Origin of the sequence: Saccharothrix sp. AJ9571 (assembly GCF_021725495.1) — a bacterium.
GTDB classification, from domain to species: Bacteria; Actinomycetota; Actinomycetes; order Mycobacteriales; family Pseudonocardiaceae; genus Amycolatopsis; species Amycolatopsis magusensis.
This window is the reverse complement of record NZ_CP091382.1, coordinates 8,798,603-8,809,097: the sequence shown is the minus strand read 5'-3', so window position 1 is coordinate 8,809,097 and position 10,495 is coordinate 8,798,603. Positions and strand designations below refer to the sequence as shown.

Annotated in this window: 10 protein-coding genes; 8 read left to right on the top strand and 2 right to left on the bottom strand. The window is 71.6% G+C overall.

Annotated features, from left to right (window positions below; all coding sequences use genetic code 11):
• Positions 1 to 75: 75 nt before the first annotated feature.
• The gene (locus tag L3Q67_RS39815; protein WP_499186575.1) at positions 76 to 618 is read right to left on the bottom strand and encodes a PadR family transcriptional regulator; all 543 of its coding nucleotides are present in this window, start codon (positions 616 to 618) and stop codon (positions 76 to 78) included.
• A gap of 539 nt (positions 619 to 1,157) precedes the next feature.
• On the opposite strand from L3Q67_RS39815, the gene L3Q67_RS39810 reads away from it, so the two are divergent.
• Positions 1,158 to 1,499: a hypothetical protein gene (locus L3Q67_RS39810; protein WP_499186574.1), complete on the top strand. Its 342-nt coding sequence runs from the start codon at positions 1,158 to 1,160 to the stop codon at positions 1,497 to 1,499.
• A gap of 87 nt (positions 1,500 to 1,586) precedes the next feature.
• On the opposite strand, the gene L3Q67_RS39805 is transcribed toward L3Q67_RS39810, so the two are convergent.
• On the bottom strand, positions 1,587 to 2,525 hold the full coding sequence (locus L3Q67_RS39805; protein ID WP_499186573.1) for a lysyl oxidase family protein: 939 nt from the start codon (positions 2,523 to 2,525) through the stop codon (positions 1,587 to 1,589).
• Positions 2,526 to 2,790: 265 nt separating this feature from the next.
• On the opposite strand from L3Q67_RS39805, the gene L3Q67_RS39800 reads away from it, so the two are divergent.
• Genes L3Q67_RS39800 through L3Q67_RS39770 form a run of 7 tightly spaced genes read left to right on the top strand, consistent with a single transcriptional unit; the run spans position 2,791 to position 10,492 of the window.
• Complete coding sequence (locus tag L3Q67_RS39800; RefSeq protein ID WP_499186572.1) at positions 2,791 to 3,624, top strand: DMT family protein; 834 nt, start codon at positions 2,791 to 2,793, stop codon at positions 3,622 to 3,624.
• Positions 3,614 to 4,600: a polysaccharide deacetylase family protein gene (locus L3Q67_RS39795; RefSeq protein WP_499186571.1), complete on the top strand. Its 987-nt coding sequence runs from the start codon at positions 3,614 to 3,616 to the stop codon at positions 4,598 to 4,600. The genes L3Q67_RS39800 and L3Q67_RS39795 overlap by 11 nt, the downstream gene beginning before the upstream one ends.
• Positions 4,597 to 5,805, top strand: coding sequence for an O-antigen ligase family protein (locus tag L3Q67_RS39790; RefSeq protein WP_499186570.1), 1,209 nt, complete (start codon positions 4,597 to 4,599; stop codon positions 5,803 to 5,805). The genes L3Q67_RS39795 and L3Q67_RS39790 overlap by 4 nt, the downstream gene beginning before the upstream one ends.
• Positions 5,780 to 6,856, top strand: coding sequence for a glycosyltransferase family protein (locus L3Q67_RS39785; RefSeq protein WP_499191751.1), 1,077 nt, complete (start codon positions 5,780 to 5,782; stop codon positions 6,854 to 6,856). Before L3Q67_RS39790 ends, L3Q67_RS39785 begins: the two co-directional genes overlap by 26 nt.
• Complete coding sequence (locus L3Q67_RS39780; RefSeq protein ID WP_499186569.1) at positions 6,853 to 7,767, top strand: YveK family protein; 915 nt, start codon at positions 6,853 to 6,855, stop codon at positions 7,765 to 7,767. The genes L3Q67_RS39785 and L3Q67_RS39780 overlap by 4 nt, the downstream gene beginning before the upstream one ends.
• Positions 7,764 to 9,035, top strand: a complete 1,272-nt coding sequence (locus L3Q67_RS39775; protein WP_499186568.1) for a glycosyltransferase 87 family protein — start codon at positions 7,764 to 7,766, stop codon at positions 9,033 to 9,035. The genes L3Q67_RS39780 and L3Q67_RS39775 overlap by 4 nt, the downstream gene beginning before the upstream one ends.
• Entirely contained in the window at positions 9,032 to 10,492 is a 1,461-nt protein-coding gene (locus tag L3Q67_RS39770) for an MATE family efflux transporter (protein WP_499186567.1), read from the top strand. Before L3Q67_RS39775 ends, L3Q67_RS39770 begins: the two co-directional genes overlap by 4 nt.
• The last annotated feature ends 3 nt before the right edge of the window (positions 10,493 to 10,495 follow it).

Sequence of the window (10,495 nt, the reverse complement as noted above, 5' to 3'; positions counted from 1 at the left end):
CGGTTCGACGGACACGAATGTGGCTTTCGGGGCGAAAAGCGCCTCCAAAGCCACATTCGTGTCCGTCCACCGGGGTCATTCGGCGTCGTTCGGGGCGAGGGTGTCCAGGGCGGCCAGGCTTTCGTCGGCCCAGGCGAGGGCGGCGTGGGCGCTGTGGCGGCCGGCGGAGACGGTGAGTTGCCAGAACGGCGTGTTGGCGGCGTGCTCCGGTTCGGCGGCCATTTCCTCGGCCAGATCGTCGAAGTCCTGCAGCCGTTGTCGCGCATCGGCTTTGGCGGTGGTGAGGAGGGCGCGGCAGGCCTCGATACCCAGGGTGCGTCCCAGGAACAAGCGCAGCAGCAGGCCGTTGCGGGGTGGGGTGGCCTGGATCGGCTGGGTGAGCAGGTCGCGCAGGTGGCGGGTGCCCTCGTCGGTGATGACGAAAGTGGTGCCGGTCCCGTCGCGGGCCACGAAGCCCTGGCGTTCCAGCTCGGCGAGCGCCGGGTAGATCTGGCCGAAGCTTTCGCTCCAGAAGTGGCCGAGCACGTCGCGAATGGCTTGGCGCAGTGCGTATCCCGTCATCGGTTCGATGGTCAGCGCGCCGAGCACCGCCATGTGGGTCTGACTCGAACGCGCCATGCGCACCGCCTCGGCTATCTGTCAGATATATCGCTCAGGGGCACGGTACGCCGGGTTCGCCGGATCGGGTAGTTCTCTTGAAACTTACTCATTAGTAAGCTGGGGGTGTTCGAATCCCAGCCCCCCGAGGTTCGAGCGGTGGTGCGGCCGGGTCCCAGGCGCGGGATCCGGCCGTGAACCGCTCCCGCGGGGGTCCCCCGACTCGTGGTCTTCGCGGCGCGGATCCCGTGCGCCTGCGGCAGGATGATCTTGCCGCCTGGAGGGGCCGTTCAATCGCCTCGGGGGGCATCGGCCACTCCAGGCGGCCCCAGCACGCGGTGGAAGTCATGGGTACGCACCGGTTTCGGCCCCTCCGGCGCAGGACGCCGACCCCGATTCTCCCGATCGGGTGAGTCAAGGCGTGGTCAGCGGGCTGAGCGCGGTCTCCAAAGGTGTAATCGCGTCGACACCCACGGTAATGCTCCAGTACCGTCCCGAAGCGGCGCTGCTGTGGCGGTTGCCTGCCGCACCCGGCGTTCCACTTCTTAAAGGAGACAACTTTGCTGAAGAAATTCGGTGCCGCGATCGGTTCCGTCGGCGTGGGCCTCGTGATGTTCGGTGGTGTCGCCTCCGCCGGTGAGGTCGCGCCCCCGGTCGAGCACGACGACCAGGCCGGCCTGCTCAACCTGAACAACCTCGACGTGCTGCACAACGTCAACGCGGTCGTCGGTGTGTGCGACAACAACGTCAACGTGCTCGGCGTGCAGGTGCCGGTGCACGACGTCGCCAACGGGATCGGCATCCCGATCCTCTCGCCGGGTGTCAACGAGGCCGAGGGCAAGGACCCGTACAACTGCGCCAGCGGTGGCGTGTTCGACGGCGGCAGCATCCAGGACAACTGACCCACTGTCCTCGCACGAAGAAAAGGGGCTCCCGGCACGCGCCGGGAGCCCCTTTCCCTTACTGCACCTTTCCTTGCTACACCGAGATCACGCGCACCGGGGACGCCCCGGGCAGCTGCGCAGGAATTTCACCACCGGGGCGGTGCCGATCTTCTGGTTCGGCTTCGGCGGACCCGAGGGCCACTGGATCGACACGGCCACCGACGAGGCGTTGTTCCCGTAGTCGAGTTCGGCCAGCGTCCGGTCGCTGTTGACCGTGTTGACCAGGTCGTAGACGCCGGAGGCCACGCCGGTGATGTCCAGCCACTGGTAGTCCACTGTGTACTTGTAGTCGTCGCCGGAACCGACCGAGATTCCCTCGACGACTTCCAGCGCCGACGATTCGTGGTGGCCGCACATGTTGTCGCGCAACCGTTTGGCGAGTTCGCCGTCGGGACCGCTGTCGCCGGGCACGCGGTCCAGCCGGTCGGCGTCCGGGACGCGGTAGCGGTCGCCGAGGCAGAAGCCGTTCTTCCGGTCGCGGACCACCACGGTGCCCTGCGTCGAAACCAGCGCGAAGTGCTCGAAGTTCATCAGGTGCCAGTGCCGGTGATCCCTGGCCGGTTCGTAGTAGGTGAACGCGTCGGTGGGCCGCTGCGCCGAGCTGTAGTCCGGCGGGATCCAGCCGTCCTGCTTGGTGCGCAGGGCCTGGCGCACGGACATCTTGTCCTGGCCGGTGTTGTCTCGGTGGCCGTAGAGCAGCAGCGGGCCTTCACCGATGTTGTCCTCGGAGCTGGTGAAGCGCAGCCGGGCCGCGTGCGCCAGTTCGTCCGGTACGCACGCGCCACCCGGCTTGTCCGGGTCGATCACCAGGCAGACGTCCCAGTCCGTGCAGGTGGCGGGGTCGCCGCCGAAGCCGCCCGCGCAGCCGGGCGGGGCCTGGCGCAGATCGGGCAGCAGAAAGCCGGTCGCGGCCGGCGACGGGACGGACACCGTGATCGCGGTGACCAGCATGACGCTGGCCAGCGCGGCGTATTTCCTGAGCAAGTTTCCGCATCCTGTTTGTGGGAGGAGAAAGGGGCTGGAACTTCGTCACATTACTGAGGGCTTCGCCGGTTCCCGGCAGCACCCGGACAGTCGGGGCGTCGTCGCCGAATCCCGGGCGTTACCGGAAACTCCGAAGTTCACCTGATCGGGAAAAGCGTGCTTGGCATTTCCCGACGTCAACGCCGTCGCCCGGATTTCCGGGTTCGCTCGAAAGGTTCTCCGAGCGCGCTTGCCTACACTTTTGCTGGCCGGACAAGGGAGTGGAATGCTCGGATATCTGATTCTCGCGCTGTGCACCGCGATGTACGCGCTGGGCATCGTCGCGCAGGGCCTGGCCGCTCGCCGGACCGGCGACCGGGTGGACTCCCGGCTCGGGTTCCTGGCCCGGCTGCTGTCGGATCCGTTGTACCTGCTGGGTTTCGCCGGGCAGGCGGGCGGTTTCGTGCTCGCCTACTTCGCCCGCGCCTCGCTGCCGCTGTACCTGGTGCAGGCCGGTTCGTCGGCCGCGGTCGGGGTCGCGGCGGTCTTCGGGGCGGTGGTGCTGGGCTGGCGCCTGCGCCGGCTCGAGGTCGGGGTGCTGGTGGTGATGGCCTGCGGCCTGGTGCTGCTCGCGGGCTCGTCGGAAACCTCGCAGGCGCGGGAAATCTCGCCGGAACTGGGCGTGCTCCTGCTGGTGGTGTTGCTGGCTTGCGCGGCGGCCGTGGTGTACCTGTCCCGCTCCGGCCCGGCGCTGCTGCTCGCGGTGCTCGCCGGGGTCGCCTTCTCGATGGTCGCGATCATCAGCCGCGCCGTGGCCGACCAGCCGCTCCTCGAAGTACCGCTGCACCCCTTGGCCTGGCTGATGGTGTTGTCCGCGGTGGTCGGTCAGGCGGCGCTCGCCCTCGCGCTGCGCACGGGTTCGGTCACCTCGATGGTGGCTTCGATGGACGCCACGACCGTGGTGCTCGCTTCGGTGACCGGGATCGCCGCGCTGGGCGACCGGATCGCGGCCGGGCGGCAGTGGTGGGTGACCCTCGGCCTGGCGCTGGTGGTGGCCGGTGTGCTGGCGCTGGGCACGCTCCGCGAGACCCGGACGGGGGTCGCCGTCAATGCCGGGTGAACCGTCCGCCAGACCGGTGGCCAGCGTCTCGCTGGATCTCGACAACCTCTGGGCCTACCTGAAGACACACGGCGACTCCCGCTGGGAGGATCGGCCCAGTTACCTGGGCACGGCCGTGCCGCGGCTGCTGGAGCTGTTCGGCGAGCAACGGTTGTCCACGACGGTTTTCGTCGTGGGTGCCGATGTGGTGCGCGACGACGGTGCCGCGGCGGTCGCCGCGATCGCCGCCGCCGGGCACGAGGTCGCCAACCACTCCTACTCCCACGAACCCTGGCTGCACCGCTACGACCGGCAGCGGCTGGAAGCCGAACTCGTGCGCACCGAGGACGCCATCGTCGCGGCGGGCGCGCCCCGGCCGAAGGGCTTCCGCGGCCCCGGGTACAGCCTCACGAGCGACCTCGTGCGGATGCTCGACGAGCGTGGCTACGCCTATGACGCCAGCACGCTGCCGACCTGGATCGGCCCGCTCGCCAGGGCGTACCACAACCGGGGCGTCGAATCGGCGGACGAGGGACAGGAGCAGTTGTTCGGCGGCTTCTCCCAGGTGCGGGCCCCGGTCGGCCCCTACCGCTGGCGCGTCGACGACCACGCCCGGCTGGTCGAACTCCCCGTGACGACGATGCCGTTGCTGCGCCTGCCTTTCCACGGCACCTACCTGCTCCGCCTGTACGAAGCCTCGCCGCGGCTGGCACGCCGGTACTTCGCCACCGCGCTGCGGCTGTGCCGGTTGCGCGGGGTCACCCCGTCGCTGCTGCTGCACCCGACGGACGTGCTGGACGGCTCGGAGGCACCCGGCCTGGAGTTCTTCCCCGGCATGGGACTGCGGGGTGCCCGGAAGGTGGAACTGCTGCAGTGGGTGCTGGCCGAACTGCGGCGGCACTTCGAACTCGTCGGGGTGGGTGCGCACGTCGCGCGGCTGCAGGTGGGCGGGGTCGCCCGCGTGCGTGATCCCGGGTGCCTGGCAGCCGGGGCATGAACGACGCCGGCACCGGTGCGCGGTTGCTCCGCGTGCTGGCCTGTTCGACGGTGGCGCTCGCCCCGGTCGAGGGTTACCTGATCGCCGCGCACCCCCACCTGGCGAAGGTGCCGGTGGTGCTGCTCGCGGCGGTCTGGGCCGTGGTCCGGTTCCGGGCGCGGCAGGCACCGGTCCCGCATCCGGTGCACGTCGTCCTCCTCGTGCTCACCGCGACGGTCTTGGCCGCCGCCGCGGTGCACGTGGCGGAGCCGTTCGCGCTGGCCTACACCCTGCGCTGGCTCCCGTTCGTGCTGACCACGGTCATCCTGATCGACCTGGTGTCCCGTGAGGTACCGATCCGGGCGCTGCTCGCCGCCGCCGTCGCCGGGGCGGTGGTGGCCGGCGGGGGCGCGCTGTACAGCCTGGTCGTCGAAGGCAAGACGCGGGCGAGCGGGCCGATGACCGACCCCAACGACCTTTCCTACGTGCTGGTGGCGGCCGTACCTCTGGTCGTCGCGCTGGTTTCGGAAGAGCAGCGGCGCGGGCGGGCGGTCGCGGTGCTCGCGGCCGTGGTGCTGATCGCCGGTGCCGCGGCCACCTTCTCCCGTGGCGGCGGTCTCGCCCTGCTCGCCGCGGCGGTCTGGCTGGTGGCCCGCCGTGCCGTGCCGGTACGGGTGCTCGCCGGGGTGGGCGCGGTGGTGCTCGGGCTCGGCGCGGTGGCCGCCTGGTTCTCCGGCACCGAGCTGGCCAGGGCGAGCAGCGAGAAGGCCTTCATCGCGCAGTCCAATGTGGATACCCGGGAACTGCGCTGGCAGGTCGCCGCGCGGATGCTGGCGGACAGCCCGGTGTTCGGCACCGGACCGGGCGGGTTCCGCAGCGAGTACACCCCGGTGTCGCGGCTGGCCGAGATCGGCGAGCAGACACCGGTGGCGCACAACATGTACCTCGAAGTGGGCGCGGAACTCGGGTTGCCCGGGCTGCTCGCCTTCTTCGGCGTGCTCGCGGTGGCGGGGCTCGCCACCGAGCGCGCGTTGCGCCACGGCGCGGACCGGCGCCTGGTGGTGCCGCTGCAGGCGAGCCTGCTGGCCGTGCTCGTGGCTTCGCTCTTCCTGTCCCAGCAGTACTACCTGGCCCTGTGGTTCGTGGTCGCGCTGGCGTGCGCGGCCGACCTGATGACCCGGCGAAGAGAAACGGTTGAACATGCGCGTCCTGCACGTGATCAGTGAGATGGGTACCGGGGGAGCCGAGGCCCTCGTCGGTGAGATGGTGCACCGCGGACCCGGCTTCGGCTGGATCTCCGGGGTGGCCAGCGGTGGCGGACATCGTGCCGAAGCGCTGGACGCGCAGGGCGTTCCGCTGTTCACCGTGCCCGTCGCGCGGCGGACGGCGGGCGGGGTGCTCCGGGCCGCCCGCCTGACCAGAACCGCGGTCCGGAAGTTCCGGCCGGACGTGGTGATCGCGCACAACGTTTCGGCGAGCGTGTCGGCGAAACTGGCGATCATCGGGCAGCGGGTGCCGCTGCTGACGGTCTTCCACGGCGTCGCCGAAGCCGATTACCGCACCTCGGCCCGGATCCTCCGGCACACCTCGGACGTGGTGGTCGCGGTGGCACCGGTGATCGCCGGGCGGCTGCGCTCGGCCGGGCTGCCCCGCCCGAAGGTGATCCGCAACGCCGTCGCGTTACCATCCGAAATGGATTCACGGGAAGCGGTCCGCGCGTCGCTCAGGCTGTCCGCCGGGGTGCCGGTCGCCCTCTGCCTGGCCCGGCTGGAACCGCAGAAGCGCCACGACGTGCTGCTGGACGCCTGGGCGAAGGTCAGCGGTGACGCCATCCTGCTCATCGCCGGCGACGGCAGCCTGTGTGAGGAACTCCAGGAGCGCAGCGCGGAACTCGGCCTCGGCGACCGGGTCCGGTTCCTGGGCGATCGCACCGACGGGCCCGCGCTGCTCGCCGCGGCGGATGTCACCGTGCTGACCAGTGACTGGGAAGGCCTGCCCATCGCCCTGCTCGAATCGCTGGCCGCCGAGCGGCCGGTGGTGGCGACCGACGTCGACGGCGTGCGCGAGGTGCTCAGCGCGGGCGGCGGCCTGCTCGTCCCACCGGGAGAACCGGACGCGGTGGCCCAGGCGTTGCGCAAGATGCTGGACGACCCCGGCGAGCGCAGTTGCGCCGCCGCCGCGGGTCTGGCGACCATCCGGCGCGAGTACCACCCGGACGCGCTGATGGAGTCCTACGACGAACTGCTGCGCTCGGACCTGCTCGGCGGCCGCCGATGAGCCGGCTGGGCCGTGAGACCGTGCGGTTGCTCGCGGTGGGCGTGACGGTGGCGGTGCTGGTCGGCGCGGCGGTGCTGCTGGCCGCCGGACTGCGGGACACGACGTACGAAGGGCGGGTCGCGCTGCTCGCCGGTCCGGTGACCGGGCAGGATCAGGACCCGGCCGTGTCGGCCGGGGGAGCCCAGTACGGCGAGGTCGTCTCCCTCACCCTGCCCGCGCTGGCCCAGTTCGCCCGCAGCCCTTCGGTGCTGCAGGCGGCCACGGCGAAGGTGCCCGGTTCACCCGCGCCGGACGAGGTCGCCAAGGCGGTTTCGGTCGAACTGGTTCCGGCGTCGGGGATGGCCAGGTTGTCCGTGCACGCCCCGGCCGAGGCCACCGCGGCCGGGCTCGCCTCGGCCGTCGCGACCGCGATGATCGACGCCGATCTGCTGGCCCCGGTCGGCCGCCTGCGCCTGCTGGACGAACGACCCGAGGTCGCCCTCATCCAGCCCGACTGGCTGCTGGCGACCGGGCTGGCGCTGGCGGCGGCCGCGGCGGCGGGGCTCGCGGCGGCGATGGCGTACCGCGCCCTGCGCCCGGGCGGATCGGCCGACGAGCGTGCCGTGCGTGAAGCGCTGGCGGCCGCGGGCCTGCGACGGCCGGTACCGGTGCTGCACGACGACGATGCCACGGTCACCGAACGGCTCGGCCTGCTCGTGGAAGCCGCCGAACGCCCGGTTCGGGTGCTGCCGCTGAGCGCCGATCTGGCTGTGCGGGCGAAGGAACTCGGCAGCGAGTTTGACGACCACGACACCTCGGCGGGTACCGCGGTGGTAGTGCTGGCGCCCGCCGGTCGCAAACAGGAGGCGCTGACCTCGGCGGCCGGGGTGCTGCCCGGCGACTCGATCCTCGTCGCGGTGGTGCTGGCATGACCGTGCGCCACCGCGTGCTCGCCCTGCTGGCGCTGGCCGCCGGCGTCTTCGGTGCCTGGCGCGCGCTGCGCCCGGCCCAGGAGGTGCCGCTGCCCACGACGGCCAACGAAGCCGAAGAACGCATGCAGGACTTCCGCGACGCGTTGTACTTCCCGATCCGGGAGTTCCTCGACGGCGGCAATCCCTACCACCCGGCCGAGATGTTCGCGCAGTGGCCGGTCCGCCAGGACTTCAACCTCTACCAGCCCTACCACCTGGCCCTGCACCTGCCGTTCGCGCTGCCCGGCTACCGGGTGGGCGCGGTGGCCTTCGCCGTGGTTTCGTTGCTGCTGCTGGTCGCGCTGGCCTATCTGACCGCCGTCCGGCTGCGCCCGTACGTGCCGATGGTGGTCGGCACCGCGGTTCCGGCCGCGTTGCTGGTGAGCAGCCAGGTCGGCAAGGCGCAGCTCTACGTGGGGCAGGTCAACCCGCTGGTCGCGGTCGGCGCGGCGGGCTCGCTCCTGTTGCGTGAGAGCAATCCGCGGTGGGCTTCCGCGGCGCTCGCCTTCGCCTGGCTGAAGCCGCAGTTCGGCTTCCCGCTGACGATCCTGTTGTGCTGCCGCGGTTCCCGGAAGGTGGCCGGGTACGGCACGCTCGCCGCGGCCGTCGCCGGCTTGCCGGTGCTGGTGCTGCTCGTGGTGAACGCCGGTGGGGTGGAGCCGTTCGCGGAAACCATCGTGGCGAACCTCGTGCACGCGCGCGGCACCGACTACGGCGCGGTCGATTCGGTGACCGCGCAGCGCATCGACCTTCCCGCGGTGTTGTTCCGCGCCACGGGGTTCCTGCTGCCCGGCGGGGAACTACTGGCGCTCGTGGGGGTGCTCGCGGCCAGCGCGGTGCTGGTGCGCCGCCTGGACCGGCTGGGTGATCCCGACGCCGGGGCGGTGGCCGACCTGCTCGTCGGCCTCGCGGTGGTGGTCTGCGTGGTGCACCAGCCCGGTGACATCCTCATCGCGGTGCCCGCGCTGGCGCTGACCGCGGTGGTGTGGTGGCGACGGCGGCGTGAACCCGGCTGGGGCTTGCTCGGGATCGCGGTGGTGGCGTCGATCGTGCCGTTCGCGCACCTGCACGTGTTCGACGTGGCCTTGGTTTCGGTGTTCGGCGAGCGCGCGGCGGTCACCGTGGACGGTCTCGCCGTGGTGTGCGCCTGGCTCGCGCTGGCGGTGTTCGGGCTGCGGTTGCACCGGCGTGCCCGGGAAAAGGCGGCGCCGCACGAGGTCGCCGCGTGAACGACCGGCTGGCCGCCGCCGCGGTGCGGGGGTCGTTGTGGCTCGGCCTGGTGAACCTGCTGAGCAAGTCCAGCCAGATCCTGGTCACCCTGGTGCTGGCGGCGTGGTTCAGCGAGGGCGAACTCGGCGTGGTGACGCTGGTGGTCGCCGTGGTCAACATCGGCCAGGTGGTGCAGTCCATGGGCGTCTACGACCTGATCAGCCGGACCGAACGCGAGCCACGGCGGATGGCGGGCACCGTGCTCACCTTGAGCGTGGGGACCGCCGGCGCGCTCGCCGTGGTGGTCCTGCTCGTCGCGGAACCGGCCGCCGCCGCGCTCGGCGCTCCCGCCGCGGCACCTCTGCTCGGGCTCGCCGCGCTGAGCCTGCCGTTCTCCGCGGCCGGTGGCGTGCAGATGGGCTTGATGCACCGGGATCTCGACTTCCGCAAGCGGCTGCTGCCGGACGCCGGTGGCGCGGTGCTCGGCGCGGCGGTGACGGTCGTGCTGGCGGCACTCGGTGACGGGCCGCGGGCGCTGGTGCTCGGCCTGCTGTGTGCCGCGATCGCGCAGCCGGTGCTCGGCGTGCTCGTGGGCGTCCGGGTGCGCTTCCGGTGGGAACCGGCCGCGGTGACCGAGGCCGGGCGCTGGATCGCGGTGGTCGGCCCGGCGGCGATCGTGGCGATCCTGCTGGTGAACGTCGACTACCTGTTCCTCGGGCACCTGCTCGGCGCCGACGCGGTCGGCCTGTACTCACTGGCCTACCGGATCGCCTGGGTCCCCTACATCACCGTGGCGATCGTCCTCGGCGCGGTGGCTTTCCCCGTCTACAGCAAGCTGATCCGCACCGGCCGACGCGGCGAACTGCCCACGGCGGTCTCCCGGTTCACCCGGGCGGTGCTGGTGCTGACCGGCGGGCTGTACCTGCTCGCCGCCGTGCTCGGCGACCGCGTGGTGCTGCTGGGCGAGCGGTGGGCCCCGGCCACCGGGCCGCTGGTCGCGCTGTGCTGCTACGGCCTGGCGATCAGCCTGCTGCACGGCTGGTACGAGGCGATCAGGGCGACCGGGCGGACGCGGCTCTACCTGGCGCTGCAGTCCGGGCACCTGCTCGTGCTGGTGGTGATGCTGGTGCTGCTCACCCGCCACGGGGTGCTCGCCGCCGCCGTGGCGCAGGCCGTGGCCGCCTGGCTGCTGGTGCCGGTCACCTGGTGGGCGCTGGTGCGGCTGGACCTGGCGCAGCCGCTGCCCGAACTGGGCGGCACGGCCGCGCGGGTGGTGCTGGCGGCACTCGTCGCCGGTGGTGGCGTGGTGCTGCTCGACCGGTCCGGCTTCTTCGGCCCGCCGACTTCGATCACCGGCACCTGCGTGGCGGCCGTGGTGCTGCTGCTCGGCTACACCGCGGTCTCGCTGGCCGCCCATCGCGGTGCCGTCCGTGAACTGCGCGACCTGCGCCACACGACATCTGGAGGACAACGGTGAGAA